The following is a 16358-nucleotide window of genomic DNA, read 5'->3' as shown; positions in this document are numbered from 1 at the left end:
CCGTTTCAACGCAATGCGTCACCGGCGATCGCCGCGTAAAAAAATCGTCAGGCCAGATCTATATGCAAATGATAATTATTATCTATAATGTCGCCATTTTCGCTAATGGGGCAACATGATGAGATATCTGATTTTATTGGCGGCGTTGGCGCTCGGCGCCTGCAGCCAAACGCCGGTGAAGACGCCGGCCAGCGACGTCGCGAGCATGGGGAATATCACCGATCTGCACACCGGCGCGACCCTGACGCCCGAGCAGCTGTTGACGCGGTTGGCTCAGCAGCCGCGGGTGATCGTCGGGGAAAAGCATGACAATCCTTACCACCATCAGATTGAGCAATGGCTGGTGCAGCAGCTGCCGCAACGGCGGCCGCAGGGCAGCGTGCTGATGGAGATGATCAACCCGAACCAGCAGGCGCAGGTCGACAAAGTCAAGCAGTGGCTGCAGAGCGATCCCACGGTGCGTGACGGCCGCGTGGCGGAGCTGATCGCCTGGCAGCCGGGCTGGAAATGGGCGCTGTATGGCGGGGTGACGATGGCGGCGATGCGCGCGCCTTACCCGCTGTGGTCGGCCAACCTGGATCGCAGCGAGATCGCGGCGTTCTATCAGCAGCCGCAGTTCCCGGCGGGGCAGCTCTCGTCGCAGCCGGCGGTGCGCAAGGCGCTGGAAGAGACTATCCGCACTTCGCACGGCGGCCAGATTGAGGCCGCGCAGCTGCATGCGATGTTGGCAATCCAGCAGCAGCGCGATAGGCGCATGGCGGAGCGCCTGCTGGCGGCGCCGACGCCCGCGCTGTTGATCGCCGGCGGTTATCACGCCGCCAAATCGGTGGGCGTGCCGCTGCACGTGCGGGATCTGCAACCGGCGGCGGCGCCGACGGTGCTGATGCTGGCGGAACCGGGCGTACAGGTTGACGCGCACACGGCGGACTACCTGTGGATCACACCATCAGTGAAATGAATACGTTAAGGCAGTGAAAAGGGGTGTTAATTATAATTGCAAATGATTATCATTAGTAAATGTGATCTGCAATCATTCGCAATTAAGTAAGCTAATGCCCCTATGTTAAGTCAGTCTTATCCCCCTCCGGCCTTTGCGCTGCCGCAGCCGCGCTGGGCGCGCGGCTTGCTGCTCGCCCTGGCGGCGCACGCGGCGTTGGTGCTGCTGTTTTATTGGCCGCAGACGGCGCTCGAGCCGGTCGAGCTGCCGCCGCCGGCGGTGATGATGAGCTGGGCGGCGCAGATTGAAGCACCGGAAAGCAAACCGTTGCCGCTGGGCGTGCAGCAGGCGGAATCCGCTGCGGCGCAGCCGGCGGAGCAGCAGCAACAACCGGATCTGCCCAAGCTGGCGCGCGCCGATAAAGCAAAAATCGTGACGGCGCAGAAGAAGCGCGCCGAACACCGTCCCCCGCAAAAAGCGCAGCCGAAGCCGCAAGAACAGGCCAAAGAGACGCGCAACGCCGCCGCGTCCAGCGCCGCCGCGCCGCAGGCGCAGACGATCTCCCACCAGACCGCCGCCCCGATCAACAGCGACGCCAACAGCAATGCGCAGGCCAAACTGTCGTGGGAGAGCCTGGTGAAAGGCAAACTGAACCGCATCAAGGATTACCCTTTGGATGCCCGCAGCCGGCGGCGCAGCGGCATGCCGCAGGTCAGTTTCAGCGTTGACGCGCAGGGACGGGTCTCGAACGTCATGCTGCAGGTGCGTTCCGGCACCGCGTCGCTGGATCGGGAAGCGGTGGCGGTGGTGTCGCGCGCCCAGCCGTTGCCGCCGCCGCCGCCGGATATGCTGCAGCAGGGGGCCGTCAAGGTGACGATGCCGATCGATTTCAATCTGGCGGAGCTGAATGCCCGCCGTTAATGCCCGCAGGCGCCGCATCGCCGTCGTGCGCCTCTTCAAACTTCGTGAGGGATTATGAATCCGCTGTTATTTACTCCGCGTCGTCGCATCGCGGCCGCGCTCTGGCTTTCTTTAGGCATCGCCGGCGCCGCGCTGGCGCAACCGCAGCCGCCGTTGGCGGAACGGGCGCCGAAAGCGCTGACGGCCCACGGCGAGACGCGTACCGACGATTACTACTGGCTGCGCGACGACAGCCGAAAAGAACAGAAGGTGCTGGACTACCTGAAGGCGGAGAACCGCTACACCGAGCAGATGATGGCGCCGTACCAGAAGCTGCGCGCCACGCTGTATCAGGAGATGCTGGGCCGCATGAACCCTGACGATCGTTCGGTGCCGTATCAGCTCAACGGCTATCGCTATCAGGAAAGCTATGCCGCCGGTAAAGATTTCGCGCGGTATCAGCGCCAGGCGCTCACCGCCGACGCGCCGTGGCAAACCCTGTTGGACGCCAATCAGCGCGCGGCCGGCCATGCCTATTATCGCCTGGGGGCGCTGGACGTCAGCCTGGACAACCGCCGCCTGGCGGTGGCCGAAGATATGCAGGGCCGCCGCCAATACCGCATCTCCCTGCGCGAGATAGACAGCGAACGCTGGTCGCCGGAAACGCTGGAAAACACCTCCGGCAACATGGTATGGGCCAACGACAGCCAAACCCTGTTCTACGTGCGCAATCACCCGCAAACGCTGCTGCCGTACCAGGTCTACCGCCATCAGTACGGCACGCCGCCGGCGGAAGATAAACTGGTGTATCAGGAAAACGATCCGGCTTTCTACCTCAGCCTCGGCCGTTCTTCTTCGCGCGATTACCTGATTCTGACCATCAGCGGCAACACCACGTCCGAAGTGCGCCTGATCGACGCCAACCAGCCGCAGTGCGAGCCGCAGCTGTTCGCCGCCCGGCAGAACGGCCGCGAGTATTACCTCGATCACTACCGCGGCGAATTCTACCTGCGCTCCAACCATCAGGATCCGAACTTTGGCCTGTACCGCACGGCGGCGGCGGGCAACCCCTGGCAGACGCTGATTGCGCCGCAGGCGCAGCACGAGGTGGAAAGCTTCAGCCTGTTCCGCGACTGGCTGGTGGTGCAGGAGCGCGCCAACGGGCTGGTGCAGCTGCGGCAAATTAGCTGGGACGGCAAAACCGAACGTGCCATCCCGTTCGACGACGCCAGCTACATGGCCTGGCTGGGCTATAACCCGGAGCCGGACAGCGATCGTTTGCGTTACGGCTATTCGGCGATGACCACGCCGACCCGCACCTATGAGTGGGACCTGAACAAGGGCGAGCGCACTCTGCTCAAGCAGCAGGAAGTGAAAGGCGTCGATCCGAGCCTGTATCACAGCGAGCGCATCTGGGTCGCGGCGCGCGACGGCGTGAAGGTGCCGGTATCGCTGGTGTATCGCAAGTCGCTGTTCAAGAACGGCCATAACCCGCTGCTGGTCTACGGCTATGGCGCTTACGGCATGAGCATGGATCCGGCGTTTAGCGCCAACCGCATCAGCCTGCTGGATCGCGGCTTCGTCTATGCGCTGATCCACGTGCGCGGCGGCGGCGAACTGGGGCAGAGCTGGTACAAACAGGGCAAGCTGACGCACAAACCGAACAGTTTCAACGATTTCATCGACGCCACCCAGGCGCTGATCAACGGCGGCTACGGCCAGCCGGGACGCGTCTACGCCATGGGCGGCAGCGCCGGCGGATTGCTGATGGGGGCGGTGATCAATCAGGCGCCGCAGCTGTACAACGCGGTGGTGGCGCAGGTGCCGTTCGTCGACGTGGTGACCACCATGCTGGACGACAGCATTCCGCTCACTACCGGCGAATACGAGGAGTGGGGCAACCCGCACCAGCCGGCCGCCTATGCGCTGATGAAGTCCTACAGCCCGTATGACAATGTGCGCAAACAGCGTTACCCGAACCTGCTGGTCACCAGCGGTTTATACGATTCGCAGGTGCAGTATTGGGAACCGGCCAAATGGGTGGCGAAGCTGCGGCGTTTCAAACAGGGCGATTCGCTGTTGCTGCTCGCCACTGACATGACCGCCGGCCACGGTGGCAAATCGGGCCGCCTGGCGCGGCTGGAAAACGGCGCGCTGGAGTACGCCTTTATTTTGGCGGCGGATCGGCAGGCGCAGAAATAACCTTCAGCGCCGCGGCACGCTGCGGCGCAATAAAACAATAACAATCTTTTACCGCGCTTTCGGCGGGCTTTTTGCTGGGCATTGTCGGCCATCAAACCTTATTGGCTATTTCTGGGGATATATGAAAATTAAAATGATAGCGAGCCTGATCGGCGCGGGACTGGTGCTGCACGGGCAGGCTGTGGCCGCGCAGGAACAGGCGGAAAACAATAAAGGCAGCGTGGCGTTCAGCCCGCTCAACGTCTCGGCCGCCGACGGCGGCAAAAGCAGCGAAAAAGACGCGTTGGCGAGGCCAGGCGCGTTCAGCTCGCGCGACGAGAACCAAAATCTGGAGTCGGTGGACAGCATTCTGCGCAGCATGCCGGGCACCTATACCCAGATCGACCCCGGCCAGGGATCGGTCAGCGTCAATATTCGCGGCCTGAGCGGCTTCGGCCGAGTCAACACCATGGTCGACGGCATCACGCAAAACTACTACGGCAACTCGCCGAGCGACGCGGCGCACGGCGGCATGCCCACCAGCCAGTTCGGGGCGCTGATCGATCCTAACTTTATCGTCGGCGTCGACGTGGCGCGCGGCAACGCCACCGGTTCCGACGGGGTGAATGCCTTGGCGGGCAGCGCCAATTTCCGCACCATCGGCGTCGATGACGTGGTGTTTTCCGACAACCCCTTCGGCGTGCGCACCAAGTTCTCGGTGGGCAATAACGGCATCGGCCGCAGCGGCATGATCGCCGTGGGCGCCAAAACCGCCGCCTTTGCCGACGGCGGCAGCCTGGGGGCGATGGCGGCGATCAGCGGCAGCTCCATCACCTCCAACTACAAAAACGGCGCCGGTTTCGACAGCGAGATGTTCAACGTCGATAAAACCTACCGCCAGAACCCGAAATCCCAGCTGTTCAAAGTGGACATCAAGCCCGATGCCTTCAACAGCATCGAACTGTCGGCGCGCAGCTACCAGAATAAAATCACCCGCCGCCACATCGACAGCGACGATTTTTACCTCAAATATCACTACGCGCCGTTCTCGGAACTGATCGATTTCAAATTGACCGCCAGCACCAGCCGCGGTGAGCAGAAGTTCATGTCCAACAACATGGCGGGGTTCAGCGACAGCACGGCGAAAAACATTTCCGATGCGCTGGATATCAACAACACCAGCCGTTTCAGCCTGCGGGATATTGATTTCGCCTTCAGCTACGGCGGCAAGCTGGTGCGCAACGAGTATAAGAAAAAGGCATCCGGGCTGGTGACGGATCAGGATCAGGCGGAAAGCATGCCGGTGGGCATTGCCGGCAAACAAGATATTTCCAGCCTGTACAGTGGCCTGCAGGCCAACTACGGCATCTGGCAGGGAAATTTCGATCTGAACTACACCGCCTATCGCCTCTCCGGCTACAAGCCGGCCTGTGATGAGCGCGTAGAGTGCTTCCCTCAGGGCGCCGGCACTATCAACCGCAACGAACACGGCTTCAACCCGTCGGTCATGCTGTCGGCGCAGGTGACGCCGTGGCTGCAGCCGTTCGTCAGCTACAGCAAGTCGATGCGCGGGCCGAATATCCAGGAAGTGTTCTTCGCCAACAGCGGCGGCCAGTCGATGAACCCGTTCCTGAAGGGTGAAAAAGCGGAGACCTGGCAGGGCGGGTTCAACGCCAATGCCCACGATCTGTTGTTCAAGCAGGACAGCTTCCAACTGAAAGCGGTCTATTTCGAAACCAAGATCAAAAACTACATATCCAGCCAAACCTACCTGGTGTGTAAAAACCGTCAGAAGTGCAACCGTTCGCAGGCGACGCAGGAAGAGTGGGATAACGCGGACATCAACGTCAGCATGACCATGTACAGCAATGCTCCCGATCCGGTCAAAACGCGCGGGGTGGAGCTTGAAGCGCTGTACGACGCCGGTTTCGCCTTCACCAAACTGTCGTTAAGCAAGGAGCATACCTCCCAGCCGACCAACCAGGCCAGCAACGTATTCGGCGCGGGCGATATCAGCGAACTGCCGGAATTCTACTTCACGCTGGACAGCGGGGTGCGCCTGCTGGACGAAAAACTGACGCTGGGCGGGGTGGTGAAATACACCGGCAAGTCGGTGCGCCTGTCGCCGGACTCTGATTACGATGAGAATGAGCAGTTGCTGAAGGAGCCGGCGCCGCATATTCCGACCATTATCGATCTGTACGGCACCTATCAGGTGAATCGCAATCTGCTGCTGAAGCTCAGCGTGCAAAACCTGATGGACAGAGACTATTCGGACGCGCTGAACAAGATGAACTCGCTGCCGTCGCAGTCGCAGTATGAGACGCCGACCAACACCGCCCGTGGGCGGACTTATATCTTCGGCGGGGAGGTGCGCTTCTAAACCGCAGCAGAGCAGGGCGCAGTCACTGCGCCCGTTTCGCCTGCAGCAGCCATTTGTCCAGCTCGTTGGCGAACTGCTGGCGGTCGCGCTGGTTCAGGGCGTTCGGGCCGCCGGTCTGAATGCCGCTGGCGCGCAGGGTATCCATAAAATCGCGCATGTTGAGGCGCTCGCGAATGGTGTCCGGCGTATAGCGTTCGCCGCGCGGGTTCAGCGCCACCGCGCCTTTCTCAATCACCTCCGCCGCCAGCGGAATGTCGGCGGTGATCACCAGATCGCCCGCTTCGCAGCGGCGCACGATCTCGTTATCGGCCACGTCGAAGCCGGCCGCCACCTGCAGCGAACGGATGTATTTCGACGGCGGCGTGCGCAGCGGTTGGTTCGCCACCAGCGTCACGGTGATGGTGGTGCGATCGGCGGCGCGGAACAGCACTTCCTTGATCACGTTCGGACAGGCGTCTGCATCGACCCAAATCTGCATTATTTCGTCTCCCGCAGCCAGTCGCGCACCGGCAGGAAATCGCGCGCCAGCGCCGCTTCCGGGCTGTCGGCGTCCGGCTGGTAGTTATATTCCCAACGCACCAACGGCGGCATCGACATCAGGATGGACTCGGTGCGCCCGCCGGTTTGCAGCCCGAACAGCGTGCCGCGATCCCACACCAGGTTGAACTCCACATAGCGGCCGCGGCGATACAGCTGGAACTGGCGCTCGCGCTCGCCCCAGGTCAAGGCCTTGCGTTTTTCGACGATCGGCAGGTAGGCGTCGAGGAAGCCCTGGCCCACCGCGCGGGTGAAGGCGAAACAATGGTCGAAATCCGGGGTGTTAAGATCGTCGTAGAACAGGCCGCCGATGCCGCGCGCTTCGTTGCGATGCTTGATGAAAAAGTAATCGTCGCACCACTGTTTATATTTGGGGTAGACCTCGTCGCCGAACGGCGCGCACAGCTCGGCCGCGGTGCGGTGCCAGTGCACGGCATCCTCTGCGAAACCGTAGAACGGCGTCAGGTCAAAGCCGCCGCCGAACCACCACACCGGCGCTTCGCCCGGCTTTTCAGCGATGAAAAAGCGTACGTTGGCGTGGCTGGTGGGCACGTAGGGGCTGAGCGGATGGATAACCAGGGAGACGCCCATCGCCTGGAAGCTGCGCCCGGCCAGTTCCGGACGGTGCGCGGTCGCCGAGGCCGGCAGGGTGGCGCCGGAGACGTGCGAGAAGTTGACCCCCGCCTGTTCGAACACCGCGCCGTTGGTCAGCACGCGGCTGCGGCCACCGCCGCCTTCTTCACGCGTCCATTGGTCTTCGGTGAACACGGCGCCGCCATCGGCCTGGGCGAGCTGCGCGCAGATATGATCCTGCAGCGCCAGCAGGAAGGATTTTACTTCAGCGATGTTAGGTAAACTCATGCGGGGTCTTTATAGCGTCTGGCTGAACAAGGCGCTGAGTATACTCTTATTCGCCGCCCGCGGCATCAGCGGGGTTTGCGTTGGTGTGCGTCGAAGTAGTCGAAGAAGTTGACGATGCCGTCCGCGATGGCGCGGGCGATTTTCTCGCGAAACGCGGTGGTGCCCAGCAGCCGTTCTTCGTTCGGGTTGGTGATGAACGAGGTTTCTACCAGCACCGAGGGGATGGACGGGGATTTCAGCACCGCGAACGCCGCCTGTTCGGTGCTGTCGCTGTGCAGATGGTGTACCGGACGAATTTGGCCGAGCACGTGGCGGCCGAGCGTCAGGCTGTTGTTGATGGTGTCGGTTTGCACCAGATCGAACAGCACCTGCTGCAGGTAGTTGTCCTGATCCTTGTATTTGCCGCCCGCTACGTCGTCGGCGGCGTTTTCACGGTTGGACAGGTAGCGCGCCATGGCGCTGCTGGCGCCGCGGTTGGAGAGGGCGAATACCGAAGCGCCGGAGGCCGACGGGCTGGTAAAACCGTCGGCGTGAATGGAAATGAACAGATCGGCCTGGTGCTGGTGGGCGATCTCCACCCGCTGGAACAGCGGAATGAATTCGTCTTCTTCGCGCGTCAGGCGCGCCTCGATGTGATCGTGCTCATGCAGGAAACGGCGCACGTGGTTGGCGATTTCCAGCACAATGTGTTTTTCCTGCGAACCTTCGTGGCCGACTGCGCCGGAGTCGATGCCGCCGTGGCCGGGATCGATCATCACCCGCTTTTTGCCGCCCGCCGGTTTCGCCGCCGGTTTGCTGTGCTGATTGCGCAGCATGCCTTCCGCCTTGGCGCTTGGGTTTTTCACGCCGAACAGCGCTACCGCCAGGCCGGAAAGCAACAGTTGGCGTCGCGTCGGGGAAACGGCAAGCGGCTTAAAATTGAGGAATTGTTTACCCTGCTTTTTCATTACGCAACGCTCCATCGACGATTCTATTTCGCGACGTTATATCGTATTGATAATCATTAATCGACCCGATAACTATTTCCATTTATTACGCCTGTTACCGGCGATTTCGGGGCAAATAGCGCGGTAAATCGCAGTTTGATATTGCGTAAGTGAATAATCACGCGATAATCAGATAAACACCTTAATTAACAGCGGCCAACATCGATGGAAATTCGCGTATTTCGACAAGACGACTTTGAAGAAGTCATTACCCTGTGGGAGCGCTGTGATCTGCTGCGGCCCTGGAACGATCCGGAAATGGACATCGAGCGCAAGCTGAACCACGATCCTGAGCTGTTCCTGGTGGCGGAAGTCGGCGGCGAAGTGGTCGGTTCGGTGATGGGCGGCTATGACGGCCACCGCGGCTCGGCGTATTACCTCGGGGTGCATCCCGACTATCGCGGGCGCGGCATCGCCAATGCGTTGATCAATCGTCTGGAGAAGAAGCTGATCGCCCGCGGCTGCCCGAAGATCCAGATTATGGTGCGCGAAGACAACGACACGGTGGTCGAGATGTACGAGAAGCTCGGCTACGAGATCCAGGGCATCACCAGCCTGGGCAAGCGGTTGATCGAAGATCAGGAATATTGAACGAGCGGCGGGCGGCGGCGTTGCCCCGCCCGCCGCAACGCATTACGGCAGCTTTTTGACGGTTTTCACGTCCACTTCGACGCTGCTCCAGTCTTTATCCACTTTGCCTTCCAGCTGCACTTTGTCTTTCGGCGTGATGGTTTGGCCGTTCCAGCGTTTGCGATCGATCTCGACCGTCAGCGTGCCGGTGGCGTCGCGGAAGGTGTAGGTATCGTCGCCGATGCGCTGCTCGATGTTGCCTTGCAGCATCACCCAGGTGTCGTCGCTCAGCGATTTCACCTTGTCCACGGTGGTCAGCGCCGCGCTGGGGCCGGAGAAACCACCTTGTGCGGTGGTTTGCGTTTGAGCCTGCGGCGCGGCCGGATCGAGGAACCCGCCTTGTTGCGCCAGTACCGGTGCGCTGCACAGCGCGATCAGAGCGGCCAGAGTCAGTTTTTTCATGTTGCGCTTCCTTATCGTTATCGAAAATCACATCCCGCTGATATCGGGTGCTTGCTAAGTGATAAGGATTAAAACACACCGATCTTAAGAGCTTCTTAAGCCGACGCATTGAAATTCCCATCGCCGGCGCCCATCTGTAGCCATAGTCTTTATTCTGTTGGCAAGGAACGAGCGTTGAAGCCATTCTCACCCCGGTTTTCCCCGGACGATTACGATCAGCACGGCGCGCTGCGGCTGCCGCTGGGATTTTGGGCCGTGCTGATTTTGCAGGCGCGCACCTGGCTGTTGTTCGTGATGGCCGGCGCTTCGCGCGAGCAGGGCGAAAGCTTGTTGGCGTTGTTTTATCCGGATACCCAACGCTTTTGGTACGGCATGCTGCTCGGTCTGCCGGCGGCGCTGGCGTTTTTGCTGAGCGGCCGTCGCCACCAATGGCCGCGGCTGTGGCGCGGTTGGCGCTGGGGGCTGGCTGTCTCGCTGCTGGCGTCGTTCGGCGGCTCGCTGTTCAGCCTGTGGCGCCAGGACGGCGATGCGCCGGGGCTGGAGCTGACGTTGGCGCTGCTCGACGCGCTGGCGCTGAGCTATCTGCTGCTGAACGCGCGTCTGAAAGCCTGTTTCGCGCCGGCGGAGCGCGCCGACTAATTGCCGAGAAGTGCGGCACTTTTCGCATTTTCCGCACTCCAAGCTGGCAACCGTTGGCGTAGTGCGGGCCGTTGTGAGAGGCTGGCACGCAGCAAAACGCCGAATGCGGCAGGAGCGGGTGACCCGCCCCGTGCCATTGATGTCTAAGGAGCTAGAGATGAATATTCGCCCCCTGTTGTTAGGGCTTCCGCTGTTACTGACCGGCTGTTCGAGCATGTCCAATTTCTCCTGGTCCAGCCTGTCGCCGTTCAACTGGTTCGGCAGCAGCCTGGAAGTCGGCGCCAAGGGCGTCGGCAAGCTCAACGCCGGCACGCCGATGTCGGAAAGCGCCATCAACGACGGGCTGGACGGCAACTACCGCCTGCGTGGCGGCATGGCGACCAACAACGGCCAGATCGTCTCTTATTATCAGGCGCTGTCCGGCGACGAGGTGAAGCTGGTGATCACCGGCGAACCGAAAGGGCGCCTGCAGCGGGTGGACGTGCTGGATCCGAAAGTGGCGACGGAGTGGGGCAACAAGCTCGGCACGCCGTTCGGCGACATGTACAGCAAGGCGTTCGGCTCCTGTAAGCCGGGCAGCGGCGAAGACGCCGGTAAAGTGGAGTGCGTGGCGGAGCAGAGCAAATACGTCACCTACATCTTCAGCGGCAAGTGGGCCGGCGCGCAGGATATCATCCCGCCGGACGACACCCTGAAAAGCTGGACGGTCAGCAAAATCATTTGGCACGCCAAGCCGCAGCAGTAACGCGTTCAACGGGCGCCGGTTCCCGGCGCCTGCTTGTCCAAATCATTACCCCTATTTTCTTTGCGCTGCTGCAAGGCAATCGCCTGTGCTTGCGGTATGATAGCGCGCGTTTGTAACAGGGACCCCGCGCGTCAACCGCCATACCTTACCTGTTGCCGGATTCTGGTATTGAGGATAACAACATGACACAGGTTCAGAGCGGCATTCTGCTGGAGCACTGCCGTTTCGCCATTTTTATGGAAGCCAGCGTACAGGGCGAATTCGCCGATTTGCGCCAGGGCTGCAAACAGTTTTGTCAGACGCTGAGCGAGCTGCAGCAGCAGTTCCCCGATGCGCGCCTCGGCGCGGTGATCGCTTTCGGCTACGACGTCTGGCACGATCTCTCCAGCGGCCAGGGCGCGAAAGAGCTGAAGCCGTTCACGCCGCTCGGCAAAGGGCTGGCGCCGGCCACCCAGCGCGATATGCTGATCCACATCCAGTCGCTGCGCCACGACGTCAACTTCACGCTGGCGCAGGCCGCGCTGGCGGCGTTCGGCAACGTCATCAAGATTGAGGAAGAAACCCACGGTTTCCGCTGGGTGGAAGAGCGCGATCTGAGCGGCTTCATCGACGGCACCGAAAACCCGCAGGGCGACCAACGCCCGGCAGTGGCGACGATCGCCGAAGGTGAAGAGGACGCTGGTGGCAGCTACGTGCTGGTGCAACGCTACGAGCACAACCTGCGCCAGTGGCAGCGCTTTACCACCGAACAGCAGGAGCAGATCATCGGCCGCACCAAGCACGACAGCGAAGAGCTGCCGGCGGATCGGCGCCCGGATACCTCCCACGTCAGCCGCGTCGATCTGAAAGAGAACGGCAAAGGCCTGAAAATTCTGCGCCAGAGCCTGCCTTACGGCACCGCCAGCGGCAAGCACGGCCTGTTCTTCATCGCCTATTGCGCGCGCCTGCACAATATCGAGCAGCAACTGCTGAGCATGTTCGGCGATCTGGACGGCAAACGCGACGCGATGTTGCGCTTCAGCCGTGCGGTCACCGGCAGCTACTACTTTGCGCCATCGCTGACGCGCTTGCTGTCACTTTGACGCCGTTGCCGAAGCCGGCGCGTCCGGCTTCGGTCTGTTTTCCCGCCCCAAAACGCCTCGCATTTCCTGCCTTATAGCGTTTGATGCTTGTAAATCACTAAACGGTATATAAAAGCGTTACAGCTCCGCACCGAGTTATAAATACACTGGTCGTCAATAAGGCGAAAGCCTGAAGGAATGACTCAGTGATAAGGTGCAGAATGAAACAAAACCGGGTTAAAAATCTCGTGCTGAAAGGTTGGCTGGCGGCTGCGCTGTTGGCGAGCGGCGCCGCGTCGGCGGCGGAATTGCTGAACAGCTCTTATGACGTTTCCCGTGAATTGTTCGTCGCGCTGAATCCCGGCTTTGAACAGCAGTGGAATCAGCAGCATCCGAATGACAAGCTGACCATCAAACAATCGCACGCCGGCTCGTCGAAGCAGGCGTTGGCGATCCTGCAGGGCCTGCGCGCCGACGTGGTGACCTACAACCAGGTCACCGACGTGCAGATCCTGCACGATCGCGGGCAGCTGATCCCGGCGGACTGGCAGTCGCGTCTGCCGAACAACAGCTCGCCGTTCTATTCCACCATGGCGTTTCTGGTGCGCAAGGACAACCCGAAGGGCATCCACACCTGGAACGATCTGGTGCGTGACGACGTGAAGCTGGTGTTCCCGAACCCGAAAACCTCCGGCAACGGCCGTTACACCTATCTGGCCGCCTGGGGCGCCGCCAGCCAGGCCGACGGCAACGATGCGGCCAAGACCCGCGCCTTCATGACCCGTTTCCTGAAAAACGTGTTGGTGTTCGATACCGGCGGCCGCGGCGCGACCACCACCTTCGTCGAGCGCGGTTTGGGCGACGTGCTGATCAGCTTCGAGTCCGAAGTGAACAACATCCGCAAGCAATACGGTGAAGACAAATACGAAGTGATCGTGCCGCCGGTCGATATTCTGGCGGAGTTCCCGGTGGCCTGGGTCGACAAAAACGTCGCGCGCAACGGCACCGAACAGGCGGCCAAAGCCTATCTGAACTATCTCTACAGCCCGGCGGCGCAGCAGGTGATCACCAGTTTCTACTACCGCGTGTATGACCAGAAAGCGATGGCGGCGGCCAAAGGGCAATTCCCGGACACCCAACTGTTCCGCGTGGAAGATCAATTCGGCGGCTGGCCGCAGGTGATGAAAACCCACTTCGCCACCGGCGGCGAGCTGGATCAGCTGTTAGCGGCAGGGCGCAAGTAAATGTTGGCGTTGTCGTCCAGTAAGCGGGTGCTGCCCGGATTTGGCCTCAGCCTCGGCAGCAGCCTGTTTTATACCTGTTTGATCCTGCTGCTGCCGCTCAGTGCGCTGGTGATGCAGCTGGCGCAGATGAGCCTGGCGCAATATTGGGAAGTGATTTCCAACCCGCAGGTGGTGGCGGCGTATAAAGTGACGCTGCTGGCGGCCGCTGTCGCCAGCCTGTTCAATGCGGTGTTCGGCATGCTGATGGCCTGGATCCTGACGCGCTACCGCTTTCCCGGCCGTTCGCTGCTGGATGGCCTGATCGACCTGCCGTTCGCGCTGCCGACGGCGGTAGCCGGCCTGACGCTGGCCGGTCTGTTTTCCACCACGGGCTGGTACGGGCAGTGGCTGGCGCACTTCGACATCAAGGTCACCTTCACCTGGCTTGGGATCGCGGTGGCGATGGCGTTCACCAGCCTGCCGTTTGTGGTGCGTACCGTGCAGCCGGTGCTGGAAGAGTTAGGGCCGGAGTACGAAGAGGCGGCCGAGACGCTGGGCGCCACGCGCTGGCAGAGTTTTCGCCGCGTCGTGCTGCCTGAAGTGGCGCCGGCGCTGCTGGCCGGCACCGCCATTTCCTTTACCCGCAGTCTGGGCGAGTTCGGGGCGGTGATTTTCATCGCCGGCAATATCGCCTGGAAGACGGAAGTGACCTCGCTGATGATTTTTGTGCGTTTGCAGGAGTTCGATTACCCGGCGGCCAGCGCCATCGCCTCGGTGATCCTGGCGGCGTCGCTGCTGCTGCTGTTCAGCATTAACGTATTGCAAAGCCGCTTCGGCAGACGTTTGGGAGGAGGGCACTGATGGCTGATATTTCCGCCTTCAACGGCGCAGAGCGCCCGCGTGTCAACTGGGGCAAGTGGACGCTGATCGGCATCGGTATGCTGTTTTCGGTGCTGCTGCTGGTGGTGCCGATGATATCGATTTTCGCCGAGGCCTTCTCCAAAGGATTCGGCGCGATGTGGAGCAATTTGCTCGAGCCGGACATGCTGCACGCCATTTGGCTGACGGTCCTGATCGCGCTGATCACCGTGCCGTTCAACCTGGTGTTCGGCACGTTGCTGGCGTGGCTGGTGACGCGTTTTACCTTCCCCGGCCGCCAGCTGCTGCTGACGCTGATCGATATCCCGTTCGCCGTTTCACCGGTGGTGGCGGGGCTGATTTATCTGCTGTTTTACGGCAGCAACGGCCTGCTGGGCGGCTGGCTGGATGCGCATAACATTCAGGTGATGTTCTCCTGGCCGGGCATGGTGCTGGTGACCATTTTCGTCACCTGTCCCTTCGTGGTGCGCGAGCTGGTGCCGATGATGCTCAGCCAGGGCAGCCAGGAAGATGAGGCCGCCATTCTGCTGGGGGCGTCCGGCTGGCAAATGTTCCGCCGCGTGACGCTGCCCAACATTCGCTGGGCGCTGCTGTACGGCGTGGTGCTGACCAACGCGCGCGCCATCGGCGAGTTCGGCGCGGTGTCGGTGGTGTCCGGTTCGATTCGCGGCGAAACCTACAGCCTGCCGCTGCAGGTCGAGCTGTTGCAGCAGGATTACAACACCGTCGGGGCCTTTACCGCCGCCGCCCTGTTGACCCTGATGGCGATCGTTACCCTATTTTTGAAGAGTGCGCTGCAGTGGCGTCTGGAACGTCAAAACGCGCGTCTCGAGCGGGAGGAAAATCATGAGCATTGAGATTAACGGCATCAACAAGTCCTTCGGTCGCACCAAGGTATTGAACGATATCTCGCTCGATATTGCTTCCGGCGAAATGGTGGCGCTGCTCGGGCCGTCCGGTTCCGGCAAGACCACGCTGCTGCGCATCATCGCCGGGCTGGAAAGCCAGAGCGGCGGCAAGCTGGGCTTCCACGGCACCGACGTCAGCCACATGCACGCGCGCGACAGGCGCGTGGGCTTCGTATTTCAGCACTATGCGCTGTTCCGCCACATGACGGTGTTCGATAACATCGCCTTCGGCCTGACCGTGCTGCCGCGCCGCGAGCGCCCGAACGCCGCGGCGATCAAACAGAAAGTCACTCAGCTGCTGGAAATGGTGCAGCTGGGCCACCTGGCTACCCGCTATCCGTCGCAACTGTCCGGCGGCCAGAAACAGCGCGTGGCGCTGGCGCGCGCCCTGGCGGTGGAACCGCAGATTCTGCTGCTGGATGAACCGTTCGGTGCGCTGGATGCGCAGGTGCGCAAAGAGCTGCGCCGCTGGCTGCGTCAGCTGCATGAAGAGCTGAAATTCACCAGCGTGTTCGTCACCCACGATCAGGAAGAGGCGATGGAAGTGGCCGACCGCATCGTGGTGATGAGCCAGGGCAATATCGAACAGGTCGGGTCGCCGGTCGACATCATGCGCGAACCGGCGAGCCGCTTTGTGCTGGAATTCATGGGGGAAGTGAACCGCCTGAACGGCGAAATTCGCGGCTCCCAGCTGTTCGTCGGCGCACATCAGTGGCCGTTGTCGTTCCAGCCGATGCACCAGGGCAGCGTCGATCTGTTCCTGCGCCCGTGGGAAATGGAAGTGGCGACCGAAAGCAGCGAACGTTGCCCGCTGCCGGTTCAGGTGCTGGAAGTCAGTCCGCGCGGCCATTTCTGGCAGCTGACGGTGCAGCCGATCGGCTGGCACCAGGAACCGATCAGCGTGGTGCTGCCGGAAGGCAACGCCACGCCGGTGCGCGGCGGCCGTTATTACGTCGGCAGCCTCAATGCGCGGCTGTATGCTGGCGATCAACTGCTGCAACCTGTTGCGTTAGCCAAAAGCGCCTGATAGGTTTTAGCAGCCCTTTATTCAAGGCAACCCCAGGGTTGCCTTTTTACTTTACGCAC

The 16358-nt window shown here is 61.4% G+C and carries 16 protein-coding genes; 12 read left to right on the top strand and 4 right to left on the bottom strand.

The features are described 5' to 3' along the window. Positions 1-118 precede the first annotated feature (118 nt). The 4 genes from ACSBQV_RS13475 to ACSBQV_RS13460 all read left to right on the top strand — a co-directional run bounded on the left by ACSBQV_RS13475 (position 119) and on the right by ACSBQV_RS13460 (position 6401). Positions 119-958 (top strand): ChaN family lipoprotein, encoded by an 840-nt coding sequence (locus ACSBQV_RS13475; RefSeq protein ID WP_099782505.1) that lies wholly within the window; start codon positions 119-121, stop codon positions 956-958. A 102-nt stretch (positions 959-1060) separates the two neighbouring features. Further along, positions 1061-1858 carry an energy transducer TonB family protein gene (locus ACSBQV_RS13470; RefSeq protein WP_099782506.1) on the top strand — a complete coding sequence of 266 codons (798 nt, stop codon included), beginning with the start codon at positions 1061-1063 and terminating at the stop codon, positions 1856-1858. A gap of 54 nt (positions 1859-1912) precedes the next feature. Then, a complete protein-coding gene (locus ACSBQV_RS13465; RefSeq protein WP_099782507.1) occupies positions 1913-4039 on the top strand; it encodes a S9 family peptidase in 2127 nt (708 codons plus the stop codon). A gap of 121 nt (positions 4040-4160) precedes the next feature. Next, a complete protein-coding gene (locus ACSBQV_RS13460; RefSeq protein WP_089192101.1) occupies positions 4161-6401 on the top strand; it encodes a TonB-dependent receptor domain-containing protein in 2241 nt (746 codons plus the stop codon). A 22-nt stretch (positions 6402-6423) separates the two neighbouring features. Here ACSBQV_RS13460 and ACSBQV_RS13455 read toward each other — a convergent pair whose 3' ends face one another. The 3 genes from ACSBQV_RS13455 to amiA form a co-directional block, all read right to left on the bottom strand. Continuing rightward, positions 6424-6879 carry a YaiI/YqxD family protein gene (locus ACSBQV_RS13455; protein WP_099782508.1) on the bottom strand — a complete coding sequence of 152 codons (456 nt, stop codon included), beginning with the start codon at positions 6877-6879 and terminating at the stop codon, positions 6424-6426. Next, positions 6879-7799 carry an oxygen-dependent coproporphyrinogen oxidase gene (hemF, locus tag ACSBQV_RS13450; protein WP_069100654.1) on the bottom strand — a complete coding sequence of 307 codons (921 nt, stop codon included), beginning with the start codon at positions 7797-7799 and terminating at the stop codon, positions 6879-6881. Before hemF ends, ACSBQV_RS13455 begins: the two co-directional genes overlap by 1 nt. Before the next feature lie 65 nt (positions 7800-7864). Then, the gene (gene amiA / locus ACSBQV_RS13445; RefSeq protein WP_033652564.1) at positions 7865-8746 is read right to left on the bottom strand and encodes an N-acetylmuramoyl-L-alanine amidase AmiA; all 882 of its coding nucleotides are present in this window, start codon (positions 8744-8746) and stop codon (positions 7865-7867) included. A 204-nt stretch (positions 8747-8950) separates the two neighbouring features. On the opposite strand from amiA, the gene ACSBQV_RS13440 reads away from it, so the two are divergent. Beyond that, positions 8951-9376: a GNAT family acetyltransferase gene (locus ACSBQV_RS13440; RefSeq protein WP_004936504.1), complete on the top strand. Its 426-nt coding sequence runs from the start codon at positions 8951-8953 to the stop codon at positions 9374-9376. Positions 9377-9418: 42 nt separating this feature from the next. On the opposite strand, the gene ACSBQV_RS13435 is transcribed toward ACSBQV_RS13440, so the two are convergent. Then, on the bottom strand, positions 9419-9817 hold the full coding sequence (locus ACSBQV_RS13435; protein WP_099782509.1) for a YgiW/YdeI family stress tolerance OB fold protein: 399 nt from the start codon (positions 9815-9817) through the stop codon (positions 9419-9421). Positions 9818-9991: 174 nt separating this feature from the next. Between ACSBQV_RS13435 and ACSBQV_RS13430 the strand changes: the two genes are divergently transcribed. The 7 genes from ACSBQV_RS13430 to cysA all read left to right on the top strand — a co-directional run bounded on the left by ACSBQV_RS13430 (position 9992) and on the right by cysA (position 16299). Beyond that, on the top strand, positions 9992-10456 hold the full coding sequence (locus ACSBQV_RS13430) for a DUF2919 domain-containing protein (protein ID WP_033652563.1): 465 nt from the start codon (positions 9992-9994) through the stop codon (positions 10454-10456). Positions 10457-10613: 157 nt separating this feature from the next. Beyond that, positions 10614-11201 carry an RpoE-regulated lipoprotein gene (locus ACSBQV_RS13425; protein WP_004936494.1) on the top strand — a complete coding sequence of 196 codons (588 nt, stop codon included), beginning with the start codon at positions 10614-10616 and terminating at the stop codon, positions 11199-11201. Positions 11202-11383: 182 nt separating this feature from the next. Further along, a complete protein-coding gene (locus ACSBQV_RS13420; protein ID WP_033643968.1) occupies positions 11384-12283 on the top strand; it encodes a Dyp-type peroxidase in 900 nt (299 codons plus the stop codon). A 200-nt stretch (positions 12284-12483) separates the two neighbouring features. Next, positions 12484-13506 carry a sulfate ABC transporter substrate-binding protein gene (locus ACSBQV_RS13415; RefSeq protein ID WP_033652562.1) on the top strand — a complete coding sequence of 341 codons (1023 nt, stop codon included), beginning with the start codon at positions 12484-12486 and terminating at the stop codon, positions 13504-13506. Beyond that, positions 13507-14346, top strand: coding sequence for a sulfate/thiosulfate ABC transporter permease CysT (gene cysT / locus ACSBQV_RS13410; RefSeq protein ID WP_033652561.1), 840 nt, complete (start codon positions 13507-13509; stop codon positions 14344-14346). Then, positions 14346-15221 carry a sulfate/thiosulfate ABC transporter permease CysW gene (cysW, locus tag ACSBQV_RS13405; RefSeq protein WP_099782510.1) on the top strand — a complete coding sequence of 292 codons (876 nt, stop codon included), beginning with the start codon at positions 14346-14348 and terminating at the stop codon, positions 15219-15221. Before cysT ends, cysW begins: the two co-directional genes overlap by 1 nt. After that, positions 15211-16299 (top strand): sulfate/thiosulfate ABC transporter ATP-binding protein CysA, encoded by a 1089-nt coding sequence (cysA, locus tag ACSBQV_RS13400; protein WP_033643965.1) that lies wholly within the window; start codon positions 15211-15213, stop codon positions 16297-16299. Before cysW ends, cysA begins: the two co-directional genes overlap by 11 nt. The last annotated feature ends 59 nt before the right edge of the window (positions 16300-16358 follow it).

Origin of the sequence: Serratia sp. B501 (assembly GCF_051172315.1) — a bacterium.
Taxonomy (GTDB): Bacteria; Pseudomonadota; Gammaproteobacteria; order Enterobacterales; family Enterobacteriaceae; genus Serratia; species Serratia ureilytica.
The sequence above is the reverse complement of the archived record's forward strand: the minus strand, read 5'-3'. Positions and strand labels throughout refer to the sequence as shown.

Coding starts and splice junctions, on each gene's coding strand:
- ACSBQV_RS13475 (WP_099782505.1), top strand. CDS start 119: ATGAGATATCTGATTTTATTGGCGGCGTTGGCGCTCGGCGCCTGCAGC.
- ACSBQV_RS13470 (WP_099782506.1), top strand. CDS start 1,061: ATGTTAAGTCAGTCTTATCCCCCTCCGGCCTTTGCGCTGCCGCAGCCG.
- ACSBQV_RS13465 (WP_099782507.1), top strand. CDS start 1,913: ATGAATCCGCTGTTATTTACTCCGCGTCGTCGCATCGCGGCCGCGCTC.
- ACSBQV_RS13460 (WP_089192101.1), top strand. CDS start 4,161: ATGAAAATTAAAATGATAGCGAGCCTGATCGGCGCGGGACTGGTGCTG.
- ACSBQV_RS13455 (WP_099782508.1), bottom strand. CDS start 6,879: ATGCAGATTTGGGTCGATGCAGACGCCTGTCCGAACGTGATCAAGGAA.
- hemF (WP_069100654.1), bottom strand. CDS start 7,799: ATGAGTTTACCTAACATCGCTGAAGTAAAATCCTTCCTGCTGGCGCTG.
- amiA (WP_033652564.1), bottom strand. CDS start 8,746: ATGAAAAAGCAGGGTAAACAATTCCTCAATTTTAAGCCGCTTGCCGTT.
- ACSBQV_RS13440 (WP_004936504.1), top strand. CDS start 8,951: ATGGAAATTCGCGTATTTCGACAAGACGACTTTGAAGAAGTCATTACC.
- ACSBQV_RS13435 (WP_099782509.1), bottom strand. CDS start 9,817: ATGAAAAAACTGACTCTGGCCGCTCTGATCGCGCTGTGCAGCGCACCG.
- ACSBQV_RS13425 (WP_004936494.1), top strand. CDS start 10,614: ATGAATATTCGCCCCCTGTTGTTAGGGCTTCCGCTGTTACTGACCGGC.
- ACSBQV_RS13420 (WP_033643968.1), top strand. CDS start 11,384: ATGACACAGGTTCAGAGCGGCATTCTGCTGGAGCACTGCCGTTTCGCC.
- ACSBQV_RS13415 (WP_033652562.1), top strand. CDS start 12,484: ATGAAACAAAACCGGGTTAAAAATCTCGTGCTGAAAGGTTGGCTGGCG.
- cysT (WP_033652561.1), top strand. CDS start 13,507: ATGTTGGCGTTGTCGTCCAGTAAGCGGGTGCTGCCCGGATTTGGCCTC.
- cysW (WP_099782510.1), top strand. CDS start 14,346: ATGGCTGATATTTCCGCCTTCAACGGCGCAGAGCGCCCGCGTGTCAAC.
- cysA (WP_033643965.1), top strand. CDS start 15,211: ATGAGCATTGAGATTAACGGCATCAACAAGTCCTTCGGTCGCACCAAG.